This is a genomic window from Rhizobium sp. CG5 (assembly GCF_023701945.1).
GTDB lineage: Bacteria > Pseudomonadota > Alphaproteobacteria > Rhizobiales > Rhizobiaceae > Allorhizobium.
In genome coordinates this window covers 41,138-66,603 of the sequence record NZ_JABAEF010000022.1, presented here as the reverse complement: position 1 = coordinate 66,603, position 25,466 = coordinate 41,138, and the positions used below count along the sequence as shown (strand labels likewise).

Annotated in this window: 27 protein-coding genes; 17 read left to right on the top strand and 10 right to left on the bottom strand. The window is 62.2% G+C overall.

The window, feature by feature from the left end; all coding sequences use genetic code 11:
- Positions 1–144: 144 nt before the first annotated feature.
- From HGO38_RS26530 to HGO38_RS26490, 9 genes are all read left to right on the top strand, one after another.
- Entirely contained in the window at positions 145–666 is a 522-nt protein-coding gene (locus HGO38_RS26530; RefSeq protein WP_250958814.1) for a hypothetical protein, read from the top strand.
- A 35-nt stretch (positions 667–701) separates the two neighbouring features.
- Positions 702–1,244 carry a hypothetical protein gene (locus HGO38_RS26525; RefSeq protein WP_250958813.1) on the top strand — a complete coding sequence of 181 codons (543 nt, stop codon included), beginning with the start codon at positions 702–704 and terminating at the stop codon, positions 1,242–1,244.
- A 43-nt stretch (positions 1,245–1,287) separates the two neighbouring features.
- Positions 1,288–1,833, top strand: a complete 546-nt coding sequence (locus HGO38_RS26520; RefSeq protein WP_250958812.1) for a hypothetical protein — start codon at positions 1,288–1,290, stop codon at positions 1,831–1,833.
- A 69-nt stretch (positions 1,834–1,902) separates the two neighbouring features.
- The gene (locus tag HGO38_RS26515) at positions 1,903–2,763 is read left to right on the top strand and encodes an RNA methyltransferase (RefSeq protein ID WP_250958811.1); all 861 of its coding nucleotides are present in this window, start codon (positions 1,903–1,905) and stop codon (positions 2,761–2,763) included.
- Positions 2,753–3,547, top strand: a complete 795-nt coding sequence (murI, locus tag HGO38_RS26510; RefSeq protein WP_502941638.1) for a glutamate racemase — start codon at positions 2,753–2,755, stop codon at positions 3,545–3,547. Before HGO38_RS26515 ends, murI begins: the two co-directional genes overlap by 11 nt.
- 154 nt (positions 3,548–3,701) lie before the next feature.
- The gene (locus HGO38_RS26505) at positions 3,702–4,991 is read left to right on the top strand and encodes a hemolysin family protein (protein ID WP_250958809.1); all 1,290 of its coding nucleotides are present in this window, start codon (positions 3,702–3,704) and stop codon (positions 4,989–4,991) included.
- A 120-nt stretch (positions 4,992–5,111) separates the two neighbouring features.
- Complete coding sequence (locus HGO38_RS26500; RefSeq protein WP_250958808.1) at positions 5,112–6,287, top strand: MFS transporter; 1,176 nt, start codon at positions 5,112–5,114, stop codon at positions 6,285–6,287.
- 412 nt (positions 6,288–6,699) lie between these two features.
- Positions 6,700–6,939 (top strand): YjiS-like domain-containing protein, encoded by a 240-nt coding sequence (locus tag HGO38_RS26495; protein ID WP_250958807.1) that lies wholly within the window; start codon positions 6,700–6,702, stop codon positions 6,937–6,939.
- A 252-nt stretch (positions 6,940–7,191) separates the two neighbouring features.
- Positions 7,192–8,712, top strand: a complete 1,521-nt coding sequence (locus HGO38_RS26490; protein ID WP_250958806.1) for a helicase HerA domain-containing protein — start codon at positions 7,192–7,194, stop codon at positions 8,710–8,712.
- Between the two features lie 25 nt (positions 8,713–8,737).
- Here HGO38_RS26490 and HGO38_RS26485 read toward each other — a convergent pair whose 3' ends face one another.
- The 4 genes from HGO38_RS26485 to HGO38_RS26470 form a co-directional block, all read right to left on the bottom strand.
- Positions 8,738–9,157 carry a DUF1810 domain-containing protein gene (locus HGO38_RS26485; protein WP_250958805.1) on the bottom strand — a complete coding sequence of 140 codons (420 nt, stop codon included), beginning with the start codon at positions 9,155–9,157 and terminating at the stop codon, positions 8,738–8,740.
- Positions 9,154–10,392 carry a peptidase T gene (gene pepT / locus HGO38_RS26480; protein ID WP_250958804.1) on the bottom strand — a complete coding sequence of 413 codons (1,239 nt, stop codon included), beginning with the start codon at positions 10,390–10,392 and terminating at the stop codon, positions 9,154–9,156. Before pepT ends, HGO38_RS26485 begins: the two co-directional genes overlap by 4 nt.
- A 24-nt stretch (positions 10,393–10,416) precedes the next feature.
- The gene (locus HGO38_RS26475) at positions 10,417–11,229 is read right to left on the bottom strand and encodes a D-alanyl-D-alanine carboxypeptidase family protein (RefSeq protein WP_250958803.1); all 813 of its coding nucleotides are present in this window, start codon (positions 11,227–11,229) and stop codon (positions 10,417–10,419) included.
- 152 nt (positions 11,230–11,381) lie between these two features.
- A complete protein-coding gene (locus HGO38_RS26470; protein WP_250958802.1) occupies positions 11,382–12,380 on the bottom strand; it encodes a TerC family protein in 999 nt (332 codons plus the stop codon).
- 332 nt (positions 12,381–12,712) lie between these two features.
- On the opposite strand from HGO38_RS26470, the gene rpsD reads away from it, so the two are divergent.
- From rpsD to HGO38_RS26435, 7 genes are all read left to right on the top strand, one after another.
- On the top strand, positions 12,713–13,330 hold the full coding sequence (rpsD, locus tag HGO38_RS26465) for a 30S ribosomal protein S4 (protein ID WP_168472955.1): 618 nt from the start codon (positions 12,713–12,715) through the stop codon (positions 13,328–13,330).
- A 71-nt stretch (positions 13,331–13,401) separates the two neighbouring features.
- On the top strand, positions 13,402–14,328 hold the full coding sequence (locus HGO38_RS26460) for a glutaminase (protein WP_250958801.1): 927 nt from the start codon (positions 13,402–13,404) through the stop codon (positions 14,326–14,328).
- A gap of 183 nt (positions 14,329–14,511) precedes the next feature.
- Positions 14,512–15,462, top strand: a complete 951-nt coding sequence (locus tag HGO38_RS26455; RefSeq protein ID WP_250958800.1) for a glycosyltransferase family 2 protein — start codon at positions 14,512–14,514, stop codon at positions 15,460–15,462.
- Positions 15,459–16,307 carry a ChbG/HpnK family deacetylase gene (locus HGO38_RS26450; protein WP_250958799.1) on the top strand — a complete coding sequence of 283 codons (849 nt, stop codon included), beginning with the start codon at positions 15,459–15,461 and terminating at the stop codon, positions 16,305–16,307. The genes HGO38_RS26455 and HGO38_RS26450 overlap by 4 nt, the downstream gene beginning before the upstream one ends.
- Positions 16,308–16,338: 31 nt before the next feature.
- Entirely contained in the window at positions 16,339–17,211 is an 873-nt protein-coding gene (gene ttcA, locus HGO38_RS26445; protein ID WP_250958840.1) for a tRNA 2-thiocytidine(32) synthetase TtcA, read from the top strand.
- Positions 17,212–17,264: 53 nt separating this feature from the next.
- Positions 17,265–18,089 carry an inositol monophosphatase family protein gene (locus HGO38_RS26440; RefSeq protein ID WP_250958798.1) on the top strand — a complete coding sequence of 275 codons (825 nt, stop codon included), beginning with the start codon at positions 17,265–17,267 and terminating at the stop codon, positions 18,087–18,089.
- A gap of 42 nt (positions 18,090–18,131) precedes the next feature.
- Complete coding sequence (locus HGO38_RS26435; RefSeq protein WP_250958797.1) at positions 18,132–18,953, top strand: inositol monophosphatase family protein; 822 nt, start codon at positions 18,132–18,134, stop codon at positions 18,951–18,953.
- 49 nt (positions 18,954–19,002) lie between these two features.
- Here the strand turns inward: HGO38_RS26435 and HGO38_RS26430 are convergent, their stop codons facing one another.
- From HGO38_RS26430 to HGO38_RS26405, 6 genes are all read right to left on the bottom strand, one after another.
- Positions 19,003–20,250 (bottom strand): multidrug effflux MFS transporter, encoded by a 1,248-nt coding sequence (locus HGO38_RS26430; RefSeq protein ID WP_502941637.1) that lies wholly within the window; start codon positions 20,248–20,250, stop codon positions 19,003–19,005.
- A gap of 106 nt (positions 20,251–20,356) precedes the next feature.
- On the bottom strand, positions 20,357–20,692 hold the full coding sequence (gene grxD, locus HGO38_RS26425; RefSeq protein ID WP_168472950.1) for a Grx4 family monothiol glutaredoxin: 336 nt from the start codon (positions 20,690–20,692) through the stop codon (positions 20,357–20,359).
- Between the two features lie 149 nt (positions 20,693–20,841).
- Complete coding sequence (locus HGO38_RS26420) at positions 20,842–21,036, bottom strand: hypothetical protein (protein WP_250958796.1); 195 nt, start codon at positions 21,034–21,036, stop codon at positions 20,842–20,844.
- Between the two features lie 22 nt (positions 21,037–21,058).
- Complete coding sequence (locus HGO38_RS26415; RefSeq protein WP_250958795.1) at positions 21,059–21,298, bottom strand: BolA/IbaG family iron-sulfur metabolism protein; 240 nt, start codon at positions 21,296–21,298, stop codon at positions 21,059–21,061.
- A 23-nt stretch (positions 21,299–21,321) separates the two neighbouring features.
- Entirely contained in the window at positions 21,322–23,559 is a 2,238-nt protein-coding gene (purL, locus tag HGO38_RS26410; protein WP_250958838.1) for a phosphoribosylformylglycinamidine synthase subunit PurL, read from the bottom strand.
- 132 nt (positions 23,560–23,691) lie between these two features.
- Positions 23,692–25,110: an aminotransferase-like domain-containing protein gene (locus HGO38_RS26405; protein ID WP_250958794.1), complete on the bottom strand. Its 1,419-nt coding sequence runs from the start codon at positions 25,108–25,110 to the stop codon at positions 23,692–23,694.
- Positions 25,111–25,307: 197 nt separating this feature from the next.
- On the opposite strand from HGO38_RS26405, the gene HGO38_RS26400 reads away from it, so the two are divergent.
- Positions 25,308–25,433, top strand: coding sequence for a DUF1127 domain-containing protein (locus tag HGO38_RS26400; protein WP_250958793.1), 126 nt, complete (start codon positions 25,308–25,310; stop codon positions 25,431–25,433).
- Positions 25,434–25,466 lie beyond the last annotated feature (33 nt).

The following is a 25,466-nucleotide window of genomic DNA, read 5'->3' as shown; positions in this document are numbered from 1 at the left end:
AGCTCTGGCCGGCGCGCATTGCGCCTTTTTGCTGATTTATTGATCCCAAAAATGGACGGCATTGAGGGCCGTGCCGCCATTGTGTTTTGCCGGCCGGCCGGTAAGGTCGCGGCAGTTTTTTTCGTATTTCCGGATGCCCCGTTCATGAAAGCGCTTCTGCTCGTCGCTGCCCTCTGCCTGTCCGCCACCGCCGCGCTGGCTGCCGATCCGACAGGGCCTGTGAAGGAGGTGATCAAGGTCACGGCCGGCAACTGGAAGGCAGAGAACCCGTCGTCCGAAGACATCTTCGACAAGGACCATCTTGGCCGTCTGTTCAGCGCCGATTTTGTCGCCGTCTATACCGAGGCGTCCAAGCATCCGGCCTTCGATCTGCCGGAGGGCGAAACGACCGGCTCGCCCTTCGACTACGACCCGATCGCCGGTGGCCAGGATGGTTGTCCGTTCGAGAACATCCGCGTCGAGGATGATGGCGACGGCCAGGTCACGGCCCTGTTCAACAACCGCAAATGCTTCGGCTCCGATGCCGAATATCAGAAGGACACGGTGCTGATCTTCCACGTCGTGGAGGAGCGCGGCCGGCCTGTCATCGATGACATCTATCCGGTGGTCGACGGCAATTCCGGCAGTTCGATCAAGGACGAGCTGAAGATCATTGCCGCCCAATAAGCGGCCCGCCCAACCACCTTGTCGAGGACCAAGCCATGACGGCGATCTACAAACTGACGATGGCCGGCAGCTTGCTCCTGCTGCTCGGTGCTCCAGCCCAGGCCAACGAACCGGAAGAGCCGGTGAAGCTCCTGGTCGAGATGGCGAGCTACAATGCCGGTGTCGAGCCGAGTGCCAAGGCGGTCTACGACGACTATTTTTCCGCCGGCATGCTGCTCAATTTTTTCAGCCAGGGCTTTACCGAGGCCTATGTGAAGGCCTTGCTGGCATCCAAGCGCGGGAATGACACCATGCTGCTCGACTACGATCCGGTCTTGGGCGGCCAGGAGGGCTGCGTGCCGAAGGATGTCACCTACGGCAAGCCGCAGACCAAGGGCGGCGTGACCGAGGTGCTCGTCGGCTTCAAGCGGAGCTGGTGCTATGACGGCGAGTATGAGGGCAAGAACGAGGTCACGGAAGTCCTCTACCGGCTGGTGCAGGAGGACGACGAGGTCGACGAAAAACGCTACGTGATCGATGACATCCATTTCGTCAACGACGTGCCGCTGCGTGCCGAACTCGAGGCGATGGCAAAATAATCGCGGGCAATGCGGCAGGGGGGCTGGGTATATGAGATTTCGCGTGCTTTTTATGGCGTTGTCCCTGTTCGCCGGTGCCGCCCAGGCGGCCGAGCCGCAGGATCCCGTCGTCACCCTGATGAAGGTCGCCGATGGCATCGAGGGCAATAGTCAGGCGACCGACTATTATGACGAGGTTCTGCTGACATCGATCTACAGCCGAAGCTTTTCGCAGATCTACCGCATGGCGGCGCTGGGCGATGACTTGCTCGACCTACAGGGCGTCATGACCGGGCAGGACGAGGTCGTGGTCAGTCAGGACCCGTGCCCGATGAAGGATCTCAGGATCGCCGCCGGCAAGCCGAAGGGCGATGTCGTCCCGGTTGCCGTCTATTTCGACGTGTCGTCCTGCTGGGGCATCAAGCCCGACAGGACCGAGCCGGCCCTGCGCTTTCATGTCATCGAGGAAGACGGTCGCTACGTGATCGACAATTTCTGGAAGAGCGATTATCGCGATGGCCAGCTCGAGACCTCGGTCAAGGCCAGGTATGCCGATCTGGCGAAAAGCCAGATCGACCACATGCTGAAGGGCTTCGACGGCGAGGAGTAAACCTGCGCACCCTTTGCGTCGGGACATTTTTGTGCCAATGAGCCCCCTCTATCAGTCCAGAGGCGGAAAATGTCAGGCACCAACAGTGAACGCGAACTTCTGACCGAGGGTCCGGCGATCATTCTGGTCGAGCCGCAGCTCGGCGAGAATATCGGCATGGTGGCAAGGGCCATGGCCAATTTCGGCCTGTCGGAATTGCGCCTGGTCAATCCGCGCGACGGCTGGCCGAGCGACAAGGCGCGCTCGGCAGCCTCCAAGGCCGATCATGTGATCGACGGCACGCGGGTTTTCGAGACCCTGGAAGAGGCCATCGCCGATCTCAATTTCGTCTATGCCACCACGGCCCGCGAGCGTTACGGCTTCAAGCCGGTGCGCTCCCCGGTCACGGCGGCATCGACGCTGCGCCACCGCTTCGTCTCCGGCGAGCGCACCGGCATCCTGTTCGGTCGCGAAAAATCCGGCCTGTCGAACGAGGAGGTGGCGCTGGCCGACGAACTCGTGACCTTTCCGGTCAATCCGGCCTTTGCCTCGCTCAACATCGCCCAGGCCGTGCTGCTGATGTCCTATGAATGGATGAAATCCGGCATGGAGGATCTGACCGCCACGGCGTTTCAGCCCCTCGAGCAGCGCCCGGCCCTGAAGGAAGAGGTGCTCGGCCTGTTCGAGCATATCGAGGAAGCGCTCGATGCGCGCGGTTATTTCCGCCCCATCGCCAAAAAGCCGAAAATGGTCGACAACCTCAGGGCCGTGCTGTCGCGTCGCGCCTTTACGGCGCAGGAAGTCGGCGTGTTGCGCGGGGTGATCTCCTCGCTCGACCGCTTCTCCCGCAAAAGACCGCGCGGCAGCGGTGCGCCGGACGACAGCCTTTCAGGCGGTGCCCCGGTTGATGAAGGTGTTGTGGAGCAGGATGACGGCCGGAATGACTCATGACATGAAACCGGTTCTGGTCTTCGACAGCGGCATTGGCGGCCTGACCGTTCTGCGCGAGGCGCGCGTGCTGATGCCGGAGCGCGGCTTCATCTATGTCGCCGACGATGCCGGTTTTCCCTATGGCGACTGGGAAGAACAGCCGCTGAAGGAGCGCATTCTCGACCTGTTCGAAAACCTGCTGAAGACCTATGATCCCGAAGCGGTGATCGTTGCCTGCAACACCGCCTTCACGCTGGCCGGCAGCGATCTGCGCGCCGCCTTTCCCGACAGGCGTTTCATCGGCACCGTGCCGGCCATCAAGCCCGCCGCCGAGCGGACCCGGTCGGGCCTGGTCTCCGTCCTGGCAACGCCGGGCACCGTCAAGCGTGCCTATACCCGCGATCTGATCCAGTCCTTTGCCGGCCAATGCCATGTCCGCCTGGTCGGATCCCAGAACCTGGCGCGGCTGGCCGAGGCCTATATCCGCGGCGAGGGGGCCGACGATGCCGAGATCCTGGCCGAGATCGCGCCCTGCTTTGTCGACAGGGACGGCCGCCGCACCGACATCGTCGTGCTGGCCTGCACCCATTATCCCTTTCTCGCCAATGTCTTCCGGCGACTGGCGCCCTGGCCGGTCGACTGGTTGGACCCGGCCGAGGCGATCGCCCGCCAGGCCCGCCGTCTGGTGCCGCTGACGGAGGGCGCCGAACACCCGGAAGCGTTCGATTTCGCGGTCTTCACCTCCGGCAATCCGGATTTCTCGACGCGGCGCCTGATGCAGGGTTTTGGCCTGCGCATGGCCTGACCATTCCGCTTGCAGTAAAGGCCGAGATCGGATCCGACCGCTCGGTCGGCTTGTATTGCGAAAATCCCGCACTTATTTTGGCAAGCATTGCAAGTCTGTGCTAGAGACGGTTTCAACCGTCGGCAAGACGGCCTTCTGGAGCTTTGAAACACTCGTGTTTGTTGAAATTTTAATCGTCGTTCTCCTGACCATCGTCAATGGCGTTTTGGCCATGTCGGAGATGGCCGTGGTCTCCTCAAGACCGGCGCGGCTCAAGGTGCTGTCCGAACGGGGTAATCGCGGCGCTGAAGTGGCCATCCGGCTGTCGGAGGATCCGGGCAAGTTCCTGTCGACGGTGCAGATCGGCATCACGCTGGTCGGTGTTCTGTCCGGTGCCTTTTCGGGCGCTACGCTGGGCGCCCGGCTCGCCATCTGGCTCGAATCGGTTGGCCTCTCCAATGGTGTTTCGGATGCGCTGGGTGTCGGTTCCGTGGTCGTTGCCATCACCTATCTGTCGCTGATCGTCGGCGAACTGGTGCCCAAGCAGATCGCCCTGCGCAATCCCGAAATGGTCGCCGCCAGCATTGCCCGCCCGATGCTGATGCTGTCGCGCATCGGCGCGCCGCTGGTCTGGCTGCTCGATCGCTCGGGTCGGCTGATCCTCAGCCTGCTCGGCCAGAAGGGCGCATCGGCCGGAACGGTGACGGACGAGGAAATCCGCTCCGTGCTCGCCGAAGCCCAGAGCGCCGGCGTCATCGAGAACGAAGAATCCCAGATGATCACCGGCGTCATGCGCCTTGCCGACCGCACGGCACGCGGCCTGATGACGCCGCGCCGCGATGTCGAGGTGGTCGAGATCGACGACGATTTCGACGTGATCCGCGAAAAGCTGCGCCTCACCCAGCATTCGCGTCTGCCGGTGCGCAACGGCCATTCCGACGAGATCGTCGGCGTGCTGTTCGTCAAGCATGTCTATGACGCCATCTCCCTGTCGCCCGACATCGATATCCGCACCGTGATCAGCGAAGTGCCGATTGTCTCCGACCTGTCGAGCGCCATCGATATCATCAAGGCCATGCGCGCCTCGCCGCTGCATATGGTGCTGGTCTATGACGAGTACGGCCATTTCGAAGGCATCATCACGTCAGGCGATATTCTGGAAGCCATTACCGGCGTGTTCGTCGAACACCAGGAAGAGGAGCCGCAATTCGTGCGGCGCGAGGACGGTTCCTATCTGGTGGCCGGCTGGATGCCGATCGACGAATTTGCCGAGCAGATCCGCCTGCGCATCGAAGACGATCCCGATTACACCACGGTTGCCGGCTTCGTCATTGCCGAGCTGAAGCGCATCCCGGATCTCGGCGACAGCTTCGTCACCCATGGCTGGCGTTTCGAAGTCATCGACCTGGACGGCCGGCGCATCGACAAGCTGCTCGTATCGCCGGTGATCGAAGACGACCACTGAGGCGAAGAGAACCACGTCAAAAAGTGGTAAACTTCCTTTTCGGCGGCGAAATCAGCAGACTGAACGAGCAGGAGCGTGATTCTCCTCCGTGCTGATCGTCTTCCATCCGAAAGAGCGCCGATGTCCCTGCAGAGATTGATCATGGCTGTGTTTTTCCTGCAGCCGATCGCGTTCGGCTGCTGGCTGCCCCGTATTCCGGAAATCCAGGCGCGGCTGGCACTCGGGCCGGCGGATCTGGCCATGGCTCTTCTCGGCCTGCCGGTCGGCACCCTGTTGACCTTGCCGTTCGCCGGTCGTTTGGTGGCACGCATCGGCGGCCGGGCCACGATCCTCTATGGCTTCATGGTCTTTCTGCTTCTGGTCTCGCTGCCGGCCTTCGCCACCAGCATGCCCATGCTGTTCTTCCTGCTGGCGCTGCTCGGCGGGGCGCTCTCGACCGTGGAGCTCGGCCTCAATGTCGAGGCCGATGAGATCGAGACGATGGCGGGTGTGCAGATCATGAGCCGCTGCCACGGCTTCTGGAGCCTCGGCATCATGGCCGGCAGCCTGATCGGCGCGGCGCTCCTGGCGCTGCGACTGCCGCCCGAATGGTCGATCCTGGGCGTTGCCGGCGCCGTCCTGCCGCTGGCGATCCTGGTGAGTGTCAGGCTGCCGCGGCCGCCGGTGAGGGCGCCCGAGACGCTTGCCGTAAAGCCGCCGGGTCTGCATCTGCCGAGCAAGGCCCTGCTGGCCGTCAGCCTGTTCGTCTTCGGCATCACCATGACCGAAGGCGCGATTGCCGATTGGTCGGCGGTCTATCTCAAAGGTATTTTCCAGACGACCGGCATGACGACCGGCATCGGCTATACGATTTTCGCCCTGATGGCGGCCGCCGGACGCTTTGCCGGCGATGCGATGAAGGGCCGGTTCGGCGCCGTGACGACGGCACGCCTCTGTGGATGTTCGTCGCTTATCGGTTTGGGCATTGTTCTGCTGGCGCCAAACGCCACGACCGCGCTGGTCGGCTTTGCCGCCATAGGCTTCGGCGTCTCGGTCGGATTTCCCTTGGCTGTGACCGCATCCGCATCGATCGGCGACCGGCCGGCTGCCGAAAACGTCGCCATCCTGACCTTCATTGCTCTGGCCGGTTTCCTGGTCGGCCCGCCGATGATCGGCTTTGTCGCCGAAGTGTCCAATCTCCGCATCGGCCTGGCAACACTTCTGCCGACCCTCTGCCTCAGCCTGGCCCTGACCCATGTGCTGGCACCCAAGGCCAGCGGCGCACCGAAGCGGATCGTGGTCGGCGAGATCCTCTGAACGCAATTGCTGTCCGCGTCACGGTGCTGCGCTCCCGGAGCGCGCTGTTGCATTATAGCAACGGATTGCCCCTAACCGCTGCAATCGTCAATTGCGCTCTTGTGTCGCATTTAGACTCATGTAATTTTGTGGCCATCCGAAACTCTAGCCGCAGGAGGCGTACGATGCATACTTATATTCGACCGTGCGCCACCATGGCGGATCCGGTGTTTATGATCTCCGCGCATGGCGCCTTGCGATCACGAACCACCAGCTAACGGCTTTTCCGTTCGCGATTCCGCCTTTTTGGCACTTTCTCATTGATTTAACGTGATCGGCTGACCTCGCCTCTGTGCGCCTGGTTCTGCCCGTATCGCCTGTCTTTTTATCTCAGAAGGACCCGGTCGCTTTGCCGCGCCGGGCAGGTAAAACTATGCATAAGGAACAATCATTAGTTGTGGACGATCTGGTCGCCTCGGTCGAGGCGCTGTACCAGAAATTCGGGATGTGGCGGGTCGTCGCCGCCTTTGTCGCGGCAGCGCGGCGGCAGCGGCATACCGCCAATGTGCTGAGCGATCTCTCCCCCCACATGCTGCGCGATATCGGCATGCCGGAGGAGGGGGAGGACTTTCTCCTGCCGCGCAAGCCGTCCCTCTGGGACATCCGGCTTTGATCCTGGGCATGCTCGATTCCGGTGGTATCGCCATCGGAATCGAGTGGCGCGGGCTTAACCGCAACAAAGGGTCGCTGGTTCGATTGGGGTATCGACCCACGATCGCGACCGGCGACCGCTTCTCCTGACAAAAATGTCACCCACCGCGCGATTCCCTGTTGATGGACGGCTATTTCGCTGCGCCGACTCCTGTATTCTTTGCTACAGGTGGCGGCTCGCCTGAAGCGGCGTCAGTAGGAAGAGGTGCATCCAGTGCAGGTCGGAATCGATATGGGAACGGTGACGGGCGGCGCGCCGGCCAAGCTCGATATCGAGGAGCTTTTGGCGACGCGTCTGCTGGTGCAGGGCAATTCCGGTTCCGGCAAGTCCCATCTGCTGCGCCGCTTGCTGGAGCAATCCGCCCCATGGGTGCAGCAGGTGATCATCGATCCGGAAGGCGATTTCGTCACGCTTTCGGAGAAATATGGCCATGTCGTCGTGGATGGTGAACGCACAGAGGCGGAACTGGCCGGCATTGCCAACCGCATCCGCCAGCACCGCGTCTCCTGCGTCCTGACGTTGGAAGGCCTCGATATCGAGCAGCAGATGCGCGCTGCCGCCGCCTTCCTCAACGGCATGTTCGATGCCGAGCGTGAATATTGGTATCCGGTTCTGGTCGTGGTCGACGAGGCGCAGATGTTCGCGCCGTCGGTGGCCGGCGATGTCTCGGAAGATGCGCGCAAAATGTCGCTCGGCGCCATGACCAATCTGATGTGCCGCGGCCGCAAACGCGGTCTGGCCGGCGTGATTGCCACCCAGCGTCTGGCCAAGCTTGCCAAGAATGTCGCCGCCGAAGCCTCCAACTTCCTGATGGGCCGCACCTTTCTCGATATCGACATGGCGCGCGCCGCCGACCTGCTCGGCATGGACCGCCGCCAGGCCGAAATGTTCCGCGATCTGAAGCGCGGCAATTTCGTCGCCCTCGGCCCGGCTCTGTCGCGCCGCCCGCTGCCGATCGTCATCGGCAATGTCGAGACCTCGGCCCGCTCCTCCAGCCCCAAGCTGATGCCGCTGCCGGATGCGCCGCAGGATGTCGAGGATCTGATCTTCACGCCCGACCCGGAAGAGTTCACCCGGCCGATCACCCGCCGCGCGCCGCCGGCACCGCGCCCGACCACCGACATCCTGGCCGAGCTGTCGCGCTCGACGCCGGCCGCCTCCGGCCCGGTTGCCGCCGAGCCGCGCTCCAGCGCGCCGGAAATCTCGGCCGAAGAGCGCGAGGACCGCATGGCGGCAGTGCTGTCGGAAATTCTCGACGATCCGCAGGCCGCCTATCGAACCGATGCCGTGCTCTATCAGGAATTCCTGGTGCGCGCCCGCATGCGCCGCATCGCCGGCCCGCCGATGGCCATGAGCGAATTCCGCCGCCGGGTTGCCGTGACCCGCTCCGGCGTCGATGACGAGACGGCCGCAAGCGAGGCCTGGGCGACGGCGCTGACGCTATCGATCAGCGTCACCGACGACCTGCAGGGCGTGTTCCTGCTGATGGCCAAGGCCGCCATCCGCCAGGAGCCTTGCCCCTCCGACCAGCGCATTGCCAGGGCCTATGGCACCCATTCGGCCCGCCGCGCCCGCCGCCTGCTCGGCTATTTCGAAGAACAGGGCCTGATCGTGTTGCACACCGATTTCTCCGGCAAGCGCATCGTCGCCTTTCCCGATCTGGAGGTCGAAACCCAGCCCGGCGATCCCAATGCCGTGGACATCGACCCGGCGGCGCAATCGGCGGCGGAATAGGTTTGCCTGCGGTCCTGACCGGCACTCAAAGCCTCGCGAGCGTCGCGGGATCAGCCTCACCGTTGTAGAAGCGTGTCAGCACCTGGTCGAAGACGCTGTCGCCATCGCCGGCCTTTGAAAACAGCGTCATCGAGGACCGCAGCTTCAGCACATCCGGAGAACCGAAAATCTCTTCCGCGCTTTGACCGTCAAGGGACAGCAGGATTTCGCAGCAGTCCCGCAATCGGCCCCCGAGCACGGGATGCGCGAGATAGGCCCGCGCCTCGGCAAGCGATGCGATCGCATAGGTCCTGGCCGTCGGGCTGCCGCCCAGTCCCTGGATCTGCGGAAAGATGAACCACATCCAGTGGCTGGCCTTCTTGCCCCGGCGCAGTTCGGCAAGCACGGCGGCATAGACTGGTCGCTGTGCATCGACGAAACGCTGGAGATCGAAGGCTTCGCTCACACCGCTGCCCGTTCCTCCCAGACCTGCACCAGTTCGACGATCGTTTTCACCGCGACCTCCATGTCCTGCACGCTGACCCATTCCAGCGGCGAGTGATAGGCATGGCCGCCGGTATAGATATTGGGGCAGGGCAGGCCCATGAAGGACAGGCGCGAACCGTCGGTGCCGCCGCGGATGCTGTGCAGGACGGGTTCCAGCCCGACGCGGCGCACCGCTTCGGCGAGATTATCGACGATCTCGGGATGCTGGTCGAGCACCTGCTTCATATTGTGATACTGCTGCTTGACCGTGAACGTGTAGGAGGAGCCCGGATAGGCGGTCATTGCCTCCTTGACGATCTGTTCGAGCAGCGCTTCTTTCTCCGCCAGACCTTCGTCGGTGAAGTCGCGGATGATGAATTGCAGATGGGCATGGTCCATCGAGCCGGAGATATCGGTCGGATGGATGAAGCCCTGCCGGCCCTCGGTGGTTTCCGGCGTCTGGTCCTTCGGCAGGCGGGCAACGATGGCGCTGGCGATCTTGATGGCGTTTTCCATCTTGTCCTTGGCATAGCCCGGATGCATGGCAACGCCGGTAATCTCGATCTCCACGCCATCGGCCGAAAAGGTCTCGTTCTCGATCTCGCCGACCGTGCTGCCGTCGAGCGTATAGGCGAATGCAGCGCCAAGCTTGTCGAGATCGACCTTGTCGGCACCGCGACCGATTTCCTCGTCGGTGGTAAAGAGGATCTTGATCGTGCCGTGCCGGATGCCGGGATTGGCGAGCAGCGTCGCCGCCGCCGTCATGATCTCGGCAATGCCGGCCTTGTCGTCGGCACCCAGCAGCGTCGTGCCGTCGGTGGTGACGATGTCATGGCCGATCTGGCCTTTAAGCTGCGGATGATCGCTGACGCGGATCACCTGGGCGGTGTCGCCGGTCAGGCGGATGTCGCCGCCCTGGTAGTTGCGCACGATCTGCGGCTTGACGCCCGTGCCGGTGAAGTCCGGTGCCGTGTCCATATGCGAGCAGAAGCAGATGACCGGCACCGGCTTGTCGGAGGTCGCCGGGATCGTCGCATAGACATTGCCGTGTTCGTCGAGATGGGCATCACCAAGCCCCATCGCCAGCAGTTCCTGCACCAGGATCCGGCCCAGATCCTTCTGCTTTTCCGTCGAAGGCTGGGCTGTCGATGTCGGGTCGGACTGGGTGTCGATGACAACATAGCGGAGAAGGCGGTCGAGGACGGTGTCGGTCATGGGCAAATCCAATCTTTAAAAAGGTTATTGTCCGGACTGCGGGCCCAGATATTTGTTGAACAGGGCCGCCATCTGGTCGTCGCGCTCGGCTGCGCTGTCGCCGCCCAGCACCACGCCGACAACCCGGCGATCGCCATGGCTGGCCGAACTGACGAGATTGTAACCCGAGGCCTTGGTATAGCCGGTCTTGATGCCGTCCGCACCCGGATAGGTGACGAGCAGCCTGTTGTGGCCGCGGAACTTCATGCTGCGAAAGGTGAAACTGGTGGTGGAAAACAGCTTGTACTCCTCCGGATAGTCCCGCATCAGCGCCAGGCCCAGCCGTGCCATGTCGGCAGCCGTGGTCACCTGGTGGGGGTCGGGCAGGCCGGCCGGGTTGGTGAAGACCGTGCTAGTCATGCCAAGCGCGCGGGCCTTGGCGGTCATCATCGCGCCAAAGGCCTGCTCGGAGCCGGCAAGCGTTTCGGCGACCGCCACGGCCGCGTCATTGGTCGACAGCACGATCATGCCCATCACGGCTTCGCGCACGGTGATCTTGTTGCCGGCACCGACTGCGAATTTATACGGTTCCTTGCTTTCGGCATTTTCCGACATCACCAGCCGGTCGTCCCAGTGCAAGCGCTTCTGATGCAGGGCTTCGAAGGTCAGGTACAGCGTCATCATCTTGGTCAGCGAGGCCGGATAGTTGATGACGTCGGCATTCTCGGCGTCGAGCACCTGACCGGTGTTGGCGTCGAGGATCACATGGGCCCGACCGGCGAAAGCCTGGGTCGGTCCGATGGCTGCCAGAACGGCAATGAGGGACGAGAGGAGAAGGGAAGCGTTGCGAGAAGCCATGACAGTCCTGGGCACGATCGAGAATTAAAGCCGATGCTGGCTTTAGACCAGTTTTGCCGAGCTGTCAGCTTCGCAAACCGTCGTCACGATCGTTTGAGTGCAGGCTGATGGAAGGTCGGGGGCGAAAACACGCCGCCCCCGACCGGGTCAGGTCACTGCTCGCTGGCGACCTTGGCGTCACCCTTGCCGAGATGGCGGGTTGCCCAGAGCGAACCGAGGATGCCGGCCGCCAGAATGCCGACCGTGACGCTGAGCGACAGCAGGGGCGGGATTTTGGCCAGCCCCAGCATGTCGGCCACGAAGATCTTCGAGCCGATGAAGATCAGCACCACCGACAGCGCATATTTCAGGTAGACGAAGCGATGGATCAGGGCCGAGAGCGCAAAATAGAGGGCGCGCAGGCCGAGGATCGCAAAGATGTTCGAGGTGTAGACGATGAACGGATCCGTGGTGATGGCAAACACCGCCGGGATCGAATCGACCGCGAAGATCAGGTCGGCGAGTTCGACCATGACCAGCGCCAGAAGCAGCGGCGTGATATAGGTCCGGACCTTGCCGGTCTTCTCGTCGGTCTCGCGCACCATGAACCGGTCCTCGCGAAGCCCGTCGGTCACCGGCAGGTGGCGGCGCAGGAATTTCAGCAACGGATTGCCGGAGACGTCGTATTCCTGGTCGGCCGAAAGCAGCATCTTGATGCCGGTGATGACCAGGAAACCGGCGAAGAGATAGAGAACCCAGTGATAGTTCTCGACGATCGCGGCACCGGCGGCAATCATGATGCCGCGCATGACGATCACGCCGAGGATGCCGTAGAGCAGCACCCGGTGCTGATAGGCGCGGGGAATGGCGAAATAGGAGAAGATCATCGCGATGACGAAGATATTGTCCATCGCCAGGCTCTTTTCGACCACGAAGCCGGTCAGATATTCAAGACCCGCCTGCGGTCCGGACTGGAACCACACCCAGCCGCCAAAGGCGGTGCCGAGCGCGATGTAGAAAGCCGAGAGCGCAAAACTCTCGCGCATGCCGATTTCGGCGCTCTTCTTGTGAAGAACACCAAGGTCGAGGGCGAGAAGAAAGAGAACAAGGGCGAGAAAGGAGAGCCACATCCAAGTAGCGGTCCCCAAAAAGTCGATCCAAAGAAAATCCATAAGGGTTTCCTTTGCCGGATGGTTGATGATTGCAGCTCCGACATCACGGGAATCCGGCACTCGCGTCAGAGGGGCCCGGTGCTGCAGTGACCGTTAGCTGGGGTGGATAAGGCGAAACTTCAAGGCGGGCGTTGACATTCCGACGTCCTCTGCGTAAAGACCGCGCAACGCCGGGCAGAAATGCCGGGCGTTTTACTGACATGTCCCGTGGTTCTCTCCATACGCTTTTTGTGAGAAGCCTGTCAGAGTTTCTAAATCGAAACTCAGAGGAGGGCGTGTTTCCTTGATCCGGTTTGGCAACAAACCGGTGTAACCTGTTGAAAGGAAATGCGATGAGCAAGCGCGCTTCATCCAAGTACAAAATCGATCGCCGCATGGGCGAAAATATCTGGGGTCGTCCGAAGTCCCCGGTCAACCGTCGCGAATACGGCCCCGGCCAGCACGGCCAGCGCCGCAAGGGCAAGCTTTCGGACTTCGGCGTGCAGCTGCGCGCCAAGCAGAAGCTGAAGGGCTACTACGGCGACCTGCGCGAAAAGCAGTTCCGCGCCACTTACGACGAAGCAAACCGTCGCAAGGGCGATACTTCGGAGAACCTGATCGGCCTGCTGGAATCGCGTCTCGACGCGATCGTCTATCGCGCCAAGTTCGTTCCGACCGTCTTTGCGGCCCGTCAGTTCGTCAACCACGGCCACGTCACGGTCAACGGCGTCAAGGTCAACATCGGCTCGTACCGCTGCAAGGCTGGCGACGTGATCGAAGTTCGCCAGAAGTCGAAGCAGCTGGTCACGGTTCTCGAAGCCGTTTCGCTCGCTGAACGCGACGTTCCGGACTATATCGAAGCCGACCACAACAAGATGGTCGCCACCTTCGTTCGCATCCCGGGCCTGTCCGACGTGCCTTACGCCGTCGTCATGGAACCGCAGCTCGTCGTCGAATTCTATTCGCGTTAATCGTCGCGATTGGGTATTCAGAAAGCCGCCCCTCGGGGCGGCTTTTTTTTTGGAAGAAGATGGGGATGTGCATGGATCTGCAGGCGATCATCGATGACATTGCCTTGGCGTTTGCCGAGCGGCGCGGCGAAGGCAAGGTTGCCGACTACATCCCGGAGCTTGCCAAGGTCGACCCCAAGCAATTCGCCATCGCCATCACCACGGTCGATGGCGCCGTCTACACTGCCGGCGATGCCGCAACGCCCTTCTCGATCCAGAGCATTTCCAAGGTCTTCATGCTGACCCTGGCGCTCGGCAAGGCCGGCGAGACCGTCTGGAACAGGGTCGGCCGCGAACCGTCGGGCTCCGCCTTCAATTCCATCGTGCAGCTCGAACACGAGCTCGGTATTCCCCGCAATCCCTTCATCAATGCCGGCGCGATCGTCGTCTGCGACATGGTGCTGGCCGGCTACAAGCCCAAGGAAGCGATCGGCGAATTGCTGCGTTTCGTGCGCTACCTGGCCGATGACGAGACGATCAGCATCGATCAGGCCGTGGCGAGATCGGAAACCCAAACCGGTTTTCGCAATTATGCGCTCGCCAATTTCATGCGCTCCTTCGGCAATCTGCATCACGATGTCGACCACGTGCTCGGCGTCTACTTCCACCAATGCGCCCTGTCGATGACCTGCCGGCAGTTGTCGCGGGCCGGCCTGTTCCTGGCCGCGCAAGGCGCCGATCCGATCAGCGGCTACTCCGTGGTCTCGCCGAAGCGGGCGCGCCGCATCAATGCGCTGATGCTGACCTGCGGCCATTATGACGGCTCGGGCGATTTTGCCTTCCATGTCGGCCTGCCCGGAAAAAGCGGCGTCGGCGGCGGCATCATGGCGATCGCGCCGGGCAAGGCGTCGATCGCCGTCTGGTCGCCGGGTCTCAACAAGGTCGGCAATTCCCAGCTCGGCTCTCTGGCGCTGGAGATGCTGGCTGCGCGCACCGGCTGGTCGGTGTTCGGCGCCTGATCGCTTGGCGCAGGCCCGCGCCATGCTGCGATCACACAAACGTGTTTGCATCGTCACCCCTGAACGGATTGCATGATCGGCAGATTGCCACTGTAGATACTGGGATTTAGGGCGCCGCATTTAAAGAAAAGGAAATAAAATGCCGTATGTAAATGTCTGGCTCCAAGATGACCGGAGAAGGACATGGCTTTACTGACGATCGTTGCACCTTTCTTGAACGAGCGCGATTCCGCTCTGGAGTTCGCGGCGTTTGCGAAACGGCTCGGCTCGGAAGTCAAGCGGCTTCATGATCTGGATCTGGAACTGGTCATGGTCGATGACGGCAGCACGGATGACAGCATCAAGATTTACCGTGAAAATCTCGAGGGCCAATGGCGCATCGTCGAACTCAGCCGCAATTTCGGCAAGGAGATCGCGCTGTTTGCCGGCATCGAGGAGAGCCGCGGCGACTATGTCATGATGGTCGATGCCGATCTGCAGCATCCCTATGACGTCTGCATGGAACTGATCTCGACGCTTCTGGCCGATGACGATCTCGACGTGGTCTACTCGATCCGCGACGACCGCCACAAGCAATCGATGAAAAAGGCCATTGCCGGCAGTTTCTTCTACTGGATGATCAACTCCAAGCAGCGCTTCATCATTCCGGAAGATGCCGGCGATTTTCGGATCATGCGCCGTCCGGCGGTGGATGCGCTGCTGCGGGTGCGGGACCGCCGCCGCTTCAACAAGGGTCTCTATGCCTGGACCGGTTTCCGGCAGAAGGGCATCTATTACACGCCGGATGTGCGCAGTGCCGGCGCCACAAAATGGTCGCGGCTGTCGCTGGTCGCCCTGTCGCTGGAGGGCATTACCTCGTTTTCCGCCATGCCGCTGCGGTTCGTCTCGCTCTGCGGTTTCGTCATCGGTACCCTCGGCATGCTCTATGGTCTTGAAATCATTATCTCGACGCTGATCTTCGGCGCTGATGTGCCGGGCTTTCCGAGCATCATGTCGGCCGTCTCGGTGCTCGGTGGCCTGAACCTCGCTTTGCTCGGTCTGCTGGGCGAATATGTCTGGGTGTCCGTCAGCGAAGGCAAGGATCGGCCGCTCTACATCGTGCGCCGGCTGCACAAGTCGGATGCCAAGGGATGAGCCTTGACGGCCGGCGGCTGCCGGACGGCACGCCTGACCGGCGCTTCGTTCTGGTCGCCGATGATTACGGCCTGTCGCCGGGCGTCAGCCGCGCCATCCGCGAATTGCTGGTCGCCGGAAAGCTGACCGGAACCGGCTGCATGACGCTGTTTGCGGAATGGCCGGGGGAGGCGGCAAAACTGCTGGAGCTGGCGCCGTCGGACCGCACCTGCATCGGCCTGCATTTGACCCTGACCGATTTTCGACCGCTGAGCGCAGCGCCTGACAAAGTCGCCATGCCGGCGCTCAAGCAGCGCTTGCTGGCAGCCTATGGCGGGCAGGGCGAGGAGGGTGCCATCCATGCCGAGCTGGATGCCCAGCTATCCGCCTTCGTCTCAGCCATGGGCCATGGCCCGGCCTATATCGACGGTCATCAGCATGTGCATTTCCTGCCGGTCGTGCGCCGCTGGCTGCTGGCCCGCAAAAGCCATCTGCAATCACTCGGCCCCTTGCCCTGGCTGCGCGGCGCCCCCAGCCTCGCATGGGCGCCAAATGTCAGGCTGCGGGCCAAGGTGGCCATCGTTGCCGTCATTGCTCTGGGGTTTGACCGTCAGATGCGGGCCGCCGGTTATCCGGTTAAGGGGCCGCTCGCAGGTTTTTACGACTGGTTGCAGCCTCAGGCCTTTCCTCCTCTGATGAACTTCCTTAAAGAGCGGGGGCAGCATGGCATGGTCGTCATGTGCCATCCCGGCCATGGCGATGACCTGCTGCGCGCCCGCGATCCGCTGGTCGCCGCCCGTGCGGTGGAATTTGCGGAGCTGATGGGCCGGGACAGCATGGCCCTGCGGGCACGCGACGCCGCATAGGGTTTAACCGTCGAGAGGCTTGCCAATGGATATGCGCGCGGTTCAGGATACCACCGCCGAGCTTGCAGACGACGGCGCCGACGACGCGCTGCGCCATCCGCTGTTTGCGGCGGCCCAAAGCTCCGTTTCGTTCAACAAGCTGCGCAAGCGCCTGCTGCGTCAGGTCCGCCAAGCGATCGGCGATTTCGACATGCTGAAGGACCAGCGTCGCTGGCTGATCGGTGTGTCGGGCGGCAAGGACAGCTACGGCCTTCTGGCGCTGCTGCTCGATCTCAAATGGCGGGGCCTGCTGCCGGTCGAACTGATTGCCTGCAATCTCGACCAGGGCCAGCCGAACTTCCCGAAACATGTCCTGCCGGACTATCTGAAATCGATCGGCGTCGCGCATCGCATCGAATATCGCGACACCTATTCGATCGTGAAGGAAAAAGTGCCGGAGGGTGCCACCTATTGCGCGCTCTGTTCGCGGCTGCGGCGCGGCAATCTCTATCGCATCGCCCGCGAGGAGGGCTGCGACGCCCTGGTGCTCGGCCATCACCGCGAAGACATTCTGGAAACCTTCTTCATGAACTTCTTCCATGGTGGGCGTCTCGCCGCCATGCCGGCCAAGCTGATGAACGACGAGGGCGACATGTTGGTGCTGCGGCCGCTTGCCTATGCCGCCGAGGATGACATGGCGAAATTCGCCGCCGCCATGCAGTTCCCGATCATCCCTTGCGACCTCTGCGGCTCCCAGGACGGCCTGCAGCGCAATCTGATGAAGGAGATGCTGGCCGGTATAGAAGCGAAGATGCCGGGCCGCAAGGATGCCATGCTGCGGGCGCTCGGCCACGTCAATCCGTCCCATCTGCTCGATCCGAAACTTTTCGACTTTTCGGGCCTGACTGTCACGAAGCCTTCTTGAGCCAGGCGCATGCGAGATTTTTGAGTTTTCACCAGCCTTGAGAGAGTTTTTCCGTGTTTCATGACCATGATATCGACGCCGTCCTGCAGATCGTCAAGGACGCCGCCGCAAGCCAGATCGCGCCCCGCTTTCGCCGGCTCGGTCATGCCGATATCGCCCAGAAAAAATCGTCGATCGATCTGGTGACGGAGGCCGATCTTCTGTCGGAAAAGCAGATGACGGAGGCGTTTCTGGCCCGTTGGCCCGGCGCTCTGGTGGTGGGCGAGGAGGCTTGCGAAGTCAATCCGGGCATGATCGGCGCCCTGAGGGATGCGGACCTGGCTTTCGTGATCGATCCGGTCGATGGAACCTTCAATTTTCAGGCCGGCCTGCCGCTCTACGGTACCAATCTCGCGGTCGTGGTGCGCGGCGAGACGGTGGCGGGCATCATCCATGAATCGGTGCTGGGCGATACCCTGGTGGCATCGCGCGGTGCAGGTGCGCATTTCCTGCGCGCCAATGGCGAGCGCACGTCCTTGAAGGTGGCCGCCGGCTGCGATCTCTCGTCCATGGTCGGAACGATCTCCATCAACGAATTGAAGGGCGACGAAAAGCGCCGCATCGCCGGCAACCTGACCAAGGCCAAGATGGCCTTTGCGTTTAATTGCTCGGCCTATGAATATTGGCTGGTGGCCACCGGCAAGGTGCATTTCATCGGCCACTATAAACTGATGCCCTGGGATCATCTGGCCGGCGTCCTGATCCATGCCGAGGCCGGCGGCTATACGGCGCGTTTCGACGGCAGCCCCTATCTGCCGGGCGATCTCTCCGGCGGCATTCTGTCGGCACCGGATCGCGACAGCTGGGACATGGTCTTGAAGGACGTGGTTCTCGCCTGAGCCGCCTCACACAGATATGCAAAATCACTGAAAGGAACTGTTATGGCCGAACTCGATATTGCTGCCCTTGCCAATCTGCTGCAGGAGGCAGCCTATACCGAGATCATGCCGCGCTTCCGCAATCTCGGCGATGGCGATGTGCGGATGAAGTCCGAGGCGATCGATGTCGTCACCGAGGCGGACGAGGCAGCCGAACGGCTGATCCGCGCCCGCGTTGCCGAGATCCTGCCCGATGCCGTGTTCATCGGCGAGGAGGCCGTGGCCGCCGACCCGTCCATCCTTGACAAGATTGCCGATGCCGAGCTTGCCGTGATCGTCGATCCCATCGACGGCACCTTCAATTTCGCCGCCGGCCTGCCGCTTTTCGGGGTGATGATGAGCGTGGTCAAAGCCGGCGAGACGGTGGCCGGCATCATCTTCGATCCGCTCGGCAACGACTGGGCGATCGCCGAAAAGGGCTCCGGCGCCTGGCTGTGCAAGCCGGACGGTTCCCAGGAGCAGATGTTCATGCGCCCGTCGCAGCCGCTGGCGCAGATGATCGGCATCGCCAATACCGGCTTCTTCGACATCGACACCCGCCGGCGAATCCTGTCCAATCTTGCCGACGTCCGGCTGTTCACCAGCTATCGCTGTGCCGCCCACGAATACCGCATCCTGTGCCAGGGCCATATGGACTTTGCCATGTACAACAAGCTGATGCCCTGGGATCACCTGGCCGGCACGCTGATGGTGCAGGAGGCCGGCGCCCATGCCGCCCGCTTCGACGGATCGCCCTATCTGCCGCATCACACATCAGGCGGGCTGCTGATTGCCGCCGACGAGGACGCCTGGCAGGAACTGCGCGACAAGATCTTTACTGTCTAACGAAAAAGGCCCGGATCGCTCCGGGCCTTTTTGTGTCTGCTGTGGCTCTTCAGCGCGGCGCGTTCTGGGCCTGGAACAGCCGGCCTTTTTCGCCGATCAGCACGAAGATCAATCCGATCAGCGACACGACGAAATAGCCGGTGACCATCGGTAGGGCCGTTCCGTCATAGGCCTGGCCGATCATCGCGCCGATCAGCGATCCGCCGACCGTGCCCATGAACCCCAGCACCGACGAGGCCGTGCCGGCCACATGGCCGAGCGGCTCCATGGCCAGCGAGTTGAAGTTCGAGCCGATCCAGCCGAACTGGAACATGGCGAGCGAAAACAGCGTGATGAAGATCGCAAACGGCATCGGCTGCGGCCCGAAATACTGGCCGAGAAACCATACGAAGGTGATGCCGATGAAACCGAGCAGCGAGGCATGCGACAGGCGCCGCATGCCGATACGCCCGACCAGCTTGGAGTTGACGAAGGACGACAGCGCCATGAACAGGGCGACGGCGGCAAAGGCGACCGGGAACCAAACCCCGAGCTGGTAGATGCCGACATAGACCTGCTGGGCGGAATTGATGAAGCCGAACAGCGCGCCGAAGATGAAGGTGCTGGCAATCGTGTAGCAAAGCGCCATGCGGTTGGTCAGCACGATCTTGAACCCGGCCAGGATCGACGTCACCGTGAACGGTCTGGTATCGGCCGGAGACAGGGTTTCCGGCAGGCGCAGATACATCCACAAGCCAACCACCAAGGCGGCAATCGCCATGAAGATGAAGATCAGGTGCCAGTGGCCGAGCAGCATCACCACCTGGCCCGTGCCCGGCGCAATGACCGGCACGACCATGAACACCATCATGATCAGCGACATGACCTCGGCCATCTGCCGGCCGCCGTAGACGTCGCGCACGATCGAGACGGTGATGACGCGCGTTGCCGCCGAACCGATGCCCTGCACGAAACGCAATACCAGAAGGCCGGCAAACGACGGCACGAAAATCACGGCCAGCGATGAGAGGACATAGATGCCAAGGCCGAAGAGCATCGGATTGCGGCGACCGAAGCGGTCGGCGATCGGCCCGTAGAACAGCTGCGCGACGCCGAAGCCGATCAGATAGGCAGTCACCACATATTGCCGGTGGTTCTCGTTCATCACGTTCAGCGACTGGCCGATCTCTTGCAGGCCCGGCAGCATGATGTCGATGGCCAGGGCATTCAGCGCCATCAGAAGGGCCATCATGGCAATGAATTCGACTTTGCCCATGCCTTTCAAGGCGGCAGGGGCCGTTTGTGACGGATTTGTCATAAAATTGGATCCTGAAACGGAAATAAGGCGTTGCTTGACGCAACGCCCCATATGCAATGAAACCGATGTGGTTCGGCCCCTTCAAACAAAGGGGCGTGGCGAGAGCTTATGCCGCGCCGCGAACGCTGATGCCCTGTTCCTGAAGGTGGCCCTGCAGCTCACCCGCCTGGAACATTTCCCGGATAATGTCGCAGCCGCCGACAAACTCGCCCTTGACATAGAGCTGCGGAATGGTCGGCCAGTTCGAATAATCCTTGATGCCCTGGCGGATTTCCGCATCTGCCAGCACATTGACGCCCTTGTAGTCGACGCCGAGATAGTCGAGAATCTGCACGACTTGGCCGGAGAAGCCACATTGCGGAAACTGCGGCGTGCCCTTCATGAAAAGAACGACATCGTTGCTTTTCACTTCATTGTCGATGAGGTCGTGAATTCCGCTCATAGGTCTGTTCCTTTCACATGCGGGGTCAAGATCCGCTGCTTGAAATCTGTTCTCTAGATAGCATGCGACGCGACAAATTCCAGCCCGAATTGAAACGAAAGCGTTTCTGCCGGTCCGCCATGATCATGCCTGGACCGGTGAACGGGGCCTTAGCGGCTCTTCCGGGTGACGCGGCGGGCGTTGCGGGCCCGCTTGCTGCGCGCCAGTTCCTTTTCTGCCGCCAGCTTCTTCTTGGCAGCGATCGTCGGGGCATCGACCCGGGGCTGCCGTCGCTTCGACTGGGACAGCTCCTCTGAAATGGACTTCACCAGCGAGCTGAAAAACGTACCGATAATATTCGCCATGGTCGTGTGCCTGTTGTGACTGTCAAAGCTCGGGAGGAATGGAGGTCTGCAGGGCGAGCGCATGCAGCACGCCGCCCATATTGCCCTTGAGGGCGTCATAGACCATCTGGTGTTGCTGAACGCGGGTCTTGCCGCGGAAGGCTTCGGCCACGACTTCGGCCGCATAATGGTCGCCGTCGCCGGCCAGGTCACGGATGACCACCTTGGCGCCGGGAATGCCTGCCTTGATCATGTCTTCGATGTCGCCGGGATTCATGGCCATGGGCAAGCTCCTTGTTCTTCGTCTTACTCTGCAGCGGCGAGCTGGTTGGTCTCGCCATCCATGAAATCAGGGAACCACGATTCATGGGCCCGGCGCAATTGCTCAATCGGCAGGGCAAAGAGGCCGTCGACCGAAAGGGCCGTGCCGCCCACCGTGCCGAGCCGGCGGAACGGAACGCCCGAGCCTTCGGCATTGGCGCAGATGAAATTGGCAAGCTCGGACGGTACGGCCAGCACGTAACGGGCCTGGTCCTCACCGAACAGCAGGGCATGGCTCATGCCGCGGCCTTCCGACAGATCGATGCTCATTCCCTTGTCCGAAGCCATCGCCATTTCGGCAAGGGTAATGGCAAGGCCGCCGCTGGAAATGTCGTGGCAGGCGGTCACCTGGCCGTTGCGGATCGCCGAGCGCACGAAGTCGCCATTGCGGCGTTCGGCATGCAGGTCGACCTCGGGTGCCGGACCGTCGACCACGCCGACGACGTCGCGCAGGTAGACCGAGGAACCCAGATGCGAGCCATCGACGCCGATCATCAGAAGATGGTCACCGTCCTTGGCCGTGCCGATCTTCGCCATGCGGCTCCAGTCGGGAAGTAAGCCGACGCCGGCAATGGTCGGGGTCGGCAGGATGGCCACGCCATTGGTCTCGTTGTAGAGCGACACATTGCCGGAAACGATCGGGAAGTCGAGCGCCCGGCAGGCCTCGCCGATGCCCTCGATCGCCTTGACCAGCTGGCCCATGATTTCAGGCTTTTCCGGATTGCCGAAATTGAGGTTGTCGGTGGCCGCCAGCGGCTCGGCGCCGGTCGCCGTGATATTGCGCCAGCATTCGGCCACGGCCTGCTTGCCGCCTTCGAACGGATCGGCCTCGACATAGCGCGGCGTCACGTCCGACGAGAAGGCCAGCGCCTTTTTCGGATGGGTCTCGACGCGCACCACGCCGGCATCGCCGCCCGGCAGCTGCAGCGAATTGCCCTGGATCAGCGTGTCATATTGCTCGTAGACCCAGCGGCGGCTCGACTGGTTCGGCGAGCCGACCAGCGTCATCAGCGCCTGGCCGTAGTCGGCCGGTTCGGCCACCAGATTGGCGGGCAGGGGCGCGCGCTTGGCGGGCTCGCGCCACGGCCGGTCATATTCCGGTGCCTGGTCGCCCAGGTCCTTGATCGGCAGATTGGCGACTTCCTCGCCCTGGTGCAGGACGCGGAAGCGCAGATCGTCGGTGGTCTTGCCGACGATGGCGAAGTCCAACCCCCATTTGACGAAGATCGCCTTGGCGACCTCTTCCTTGGAGGGCTCGAGAACCATGAGCATGCGCTCCTGGCTTTCCGACAGCATCATCTCATAGGCCGTCATGCGGTCTTCGCGCACCGGCACGGTGTCGAGATCGAGTTCAATGCCGAGATCGCCCTTGGCGCCCATTTCGACCGCCGAACAGGTAAGACCGGCAGCCCCCATGTCCTGGATGGCAATGACCGCGCCGGTCTGCATCAGCTCAAGGCAGGCTTCCAGCAGGCACTTTTCGGTGAAGGGGTCGCCGACCTGAACAGTCGGGCGCTTTTCCTCGATCGATTCGTCGAATTCGGCCGACGCCATGGTCGCGCCGCCGACGCCGTCGCGGCCGGTCTTGGCACCGAGATAGACGACCGGCAGGCCGACGCCCTTGGCTTCCGACAGAAAAATGCCGTCCGACTTGGCAAGGCCCGCCGCAAAGGCATTGACCAGGATATTGCCGTTATAGCGTTCATCGAATTCCACTTCGCCGCCGACCGTCGGCACGCCGAAGGAATTGCCGTAGCCGCCGACGCCGGCGACCACGCCCGACACCAGATGGCGGGTCTTGGCATGGTCCGGCGCCCCGAAGCGCAGGGCATTCATCGCGGCAATCGGCCGGGCACCCATGGTGAAGACGTCGCGCAGAATGCCGCCGACCCCGGTCGCAGCCCCCTGATAGGGTTCGATATAGGACGGGTGGTTGTGGCTCTCCATCTTGAACACAACGACATCGCCATCGTCGATATCCACCACGCCGGCATTTTCGCCGGGCCCCTGGATGACCCGGACGCCGGTGGTCGGCAGGGTGCGCAGCCAGCGCTTGGAGGACTTGTAGGAACAATGCTCGTTCCACATGGCGGAAAAGATGCCCAATTCCGTAAATGTCGGCTCGCGGCCGATCAGGTCCAGAATGCGCTGATACTCGTCCGGCTTCAGGCCATGGCTGGCAATCAGATCGGGAGTGATGGGGCGGGAATTGGAAATCGTCATCGGTGCCGTCAGATCCATTCAGGAGAGGTTCTGACGTCTCTTTAGCGCATGCCGCCAGCCGGTGCGACAGGAAAGTGTTGTCCTGAAGGCACGATTGCGCGGCAATCCACCAATTCCGCCGGGCGGCGCCCTTCAGGCATAGCTGTCATAGCCGGAGCGACCATTGTCGAGCAGGCGGCGCAGGGTCAGCATGCCCTGGCGCACCTCTTCGCGGTCGGCCGGAGCCGAATAGCCGATGCGGGCACGGTGGAAGACCTTGTCCGGCCGGCCCGCCTTGAACTCGTCTTCGTCATCGACCAGAACACCGGCATCAAGGGCTGCATTGCGGAACGTGCCGGACAGCCAAGGCTCCGGCAATTTCAGCCACAGGAATGGAATGTTGGGCAGCGACTGGTAGTCGAGACAGGACAGGATCTCGTGGGCGATGCGCTGGCGCGCATTGATCTCGTCGATGCATTTCCGGCGAATGGCCGCAGCCTCGCCCGACAGCACCAGCCGCGCGCAGATTTCGGCCAGCATGAACGGGATGCCACCGGTCACCATCTTGTGGGCAATGCGGATGCGCTGGCTGAAATGTGGGGGGCAGGCGACCCAGCCGCCGCGCACGCCGGCCGCCACCGATTTCGACAGGCCACCGACCAGAAAGGTGCGGTCAGGCGCCAGTTCTGCCAGCAACGGCAGGTCGTCGTCGGCCATCGAGCCGTAGAGATTGTCCTCGATCAGCCAGACGGAATGGGTCCGGGCGATCTCGGCGATCTGCTGGCGCCGCTTCAGGGAAAGGGTGGCGACTGTCGGGTTCTGCGCCGAGGGCATCAGGAAGGCGGCTCTCGGGTGTTGCTGCGCGCAGACCCGCTCGAAATCCTCGGGGATCAGCCCGTGTTCATCCGATTCCACCTGAATGCTGCGGCGACCGATCAGGCCGGCGCTGCGGCTGATCTGCGAATAGGTGAGGTTCTCGAAGACGATCTTGTCGCCGGGTGCGGTGACGGCCGACAGAACCGCCATGACGCCGGCATGGGCGCCGAGCGTCGGCACGATACTGTCGATCTCCGGCGACCATGGCCCGCGCGACAGCCATGTCTGACCGGCCTCGAACCAGGTCTGCGGAAAGCTGCGGGTGTAACTGGAGATCTCGGACGGATGGTCGCGCATCATCTCGGCGAACATCCGGCCAAGGATCACGCCCTGGCCGATATCGGGCGCTGCCGTACTGTCGAAGCGGATCTTGCCCGGTGGCGCGTTGATGACGCGCGTGCCGGCGAGGTTGACGCTGACCGGATCGAGGGCTGCATCCGGCGCCTCCGTTGAGCGGTCCAGCACATAGGTGCCCCGCCCGACTTCGCCGCTGACAAGGCCGCGCTCGCGGATCATCGTATAGGCGCGACCGATTGTACCGATTGTCACCCCGAGATCATAGGCGAGATTGCGCTGCGGCGGCAATTTGGCGCCGGGCGGCAGGGCGCCGTCCGAAATCGCCCGTTCGATCTGATCGGCAAGCCGACTGTAAAGCGGACCGGAACCCGCGGAGAGATTGGGAATCCAATTTGTCATGGTGACAATTCCCTATATTGTATCGGTATCTCTGTCAAGCTATCAGCATTGTCATCCGAAATCGAAGGATTGGCTGGAATGTTATGAGTGCAATCGATACAATATCTGGATGTCAATCACTGCTATCCGGTTCCACCGAGACGAAGGCGCTGCAGGCAAAGCGCGCGGGTCTGCTCTCCGCCGCTTGGTCCTGGTGCATGACGCGCATCGACAAGCGCCGCAGCCGCAAGACGCTGGCGGATCTGACCGACGAGCAATTGCGCGATATCGGTGTCACGCGGGCTCAGGCGCTCCGCGAGGCAAGCCAGCCGTTCTGGCGGTAATCTCTGGCGGTCGTCTCGGTCAGCAATCGCGAT

What these genes read in the sequence shown, in the direction of transcription:
- HGO38_RS26500 (WP_250958808.1), top strand. Translation starts at nt 5,112, where the DNA reads ATGTCCCTGCAGAGATTGATCATGGCTGTGTTTTTCCTGCAGCCGATC.
- HGO38_RS26405 (WP_250958794.1), bottom strand. Translation starts at nt 25,110, where the DNA reads ATGACAAATTGGATTCCCAATCTCTCCGCGGGTTCCGGTCCGCTTTAC.
- pepT (WP_250958804.1), bottom strand. Translation starts at nt 10,392, where the DNA reads ATGACCGACACCGTCCTCGACCGCCTTCTCCGCTATGTTGTCATCGAC.
- HGO38_RS26430 (WP_502941637.1), bottom strand. Translation starts at nt 20,250, where the DNA reads ATGACAAATCCGTCACAAACGGCCCCTGCCGCCTTGAAAGGCATGGGC.
- HGO38_RS26475 (WP_250958803.1), bottom strand. Translation starts at nt 11,229, where the DNA reads ATGGCTTCTCGCAACGCTTCCCTTCTCCTCTCGTCCCTCATTGCCGTT.
- HGO38_RS26515 (WP_250958811.1), top strand. Translation starts at nt 1,903, where the DNA reads ATGTCAGGCACCAACAGTGAACGCGAACTTCTGACCGAGGGTCCGGCG.
- ttcA (WP_250958840.1), top strand. Translation starts at nt 16,339, where the DNA reads ATGCGCGCGGTTCAGGATACCACCGCCGAGCTTGCAGACGACGGCGCC.
- rpsD (WP_168472955.1), top strand. Translation starts at nt 12,713, where the DNA reads ATGAGCAAGCGCGCTTCATCCAAGTACAAAATCGATCGCCGCATGGGC.
- HGO38_RS26435 (WP_250958797.1), top strand. Translation starts at nt 18,132, where the DNA reads ATGGCCGAACTCGATATTGCTGCCCTTGCCAATCTGCTGCAGGAGGCA.
- HGO38_RS26470 (WP_250958802.1), bottom strand. Translation starts at nt 12,380, where the DNA reads ATGGATTTTCTTTGGATCGACTTTTTGGGGACCGCTACTTGGATGTGG.
- HGO38_RS26420 (WP_250958796.1), bottom strand. Translation starts at nt 21,036, where the DNA reads ATGGCGAATATTATCGGTACGTTTTTCAGCTCGCTGGTGAAGTCCATT.
- purL (WP_250958838.1), bottom strand. Translation starts at nt 23,559, where the DNA reads ATGACGATTTCCAATTCCCGCCCCATCACTCCCGATCTGATTGCCAGC.
- HGO38_RS26400 (WP_250958793.1), top strand. Translation starts at nt 25,308, where the DNA reads ATGACGCGCATCGACAAGCGCCGCAGCCGCAAGACGCTGGCGGATCTG.
- HGO38_RS26455 (WP_250958800.1), top strand. Translation starts at nt 14,512, where the DNA reads ATGGCTTTACTGACGATCGTTGCACCTTTCTTGAACGAGCGCGATTCC.
- HGO38_RS26525 (WP_250958813.1), top strand. Translation starts at nt 702, where the DNA reads ATGACGGCGATCTACAAACTGACGATGGCCGGCAGCTTGCTCCTGCTG.
- grxD (WP_168472950.1), bottom strand. Translation starts at nt 20,692, where the DNA reads ATGAGCGGAATTCACGACCTCATCGACAATGAAGTGAAAAGCAACGAT.
- HGO38_RS26415 (WP_250958795.1), bottom strand. Translation starts at nt 21,298, where the DNA reads ATGGCCATGAATCCCGGCGACATCGAAGACATGATCAAGGCAGGCATT.
- murI (WP_502941638.1), top strand. Translation starts at nt 2,753, where the DNA reads ATGACTCATGACATGAAACCGGTTCTGGTCTTCGACAGCGGCATTGGC.
- HGO38_RS26460 (WP_250958801.1), top strand. Translation starts at nt 13,402, where the DNA reads ATGGATCTGCAGGCGATCATCGATGACATTGCCTTGGCGTTTGCCGAG.
- HGO38_RS26495 (WP_250958807.1), top strand. Translation starts at nt 6,700, where the DNA reads ATGCATAAGGAACAATCATTAGTTGTGGACGATCTGGTCGCCTCGGTC.
- HGO38_RS26450 (WP_250958799.1), top strand. Translation starts at nt 15,459, where the DNA reads ATGAGCCTTGACGGCCGGCGGCTGCCGGACGGCACGCCTGACCGGCGC.
- HGO38_RS26530 (WP_250958814.1), top strand. Translation starts at nt 145, where the DNA reads ATGAAAGCGCTTCTGCTCGTCGCTGCCCTCTGCCTGTCCGCCACCGCC.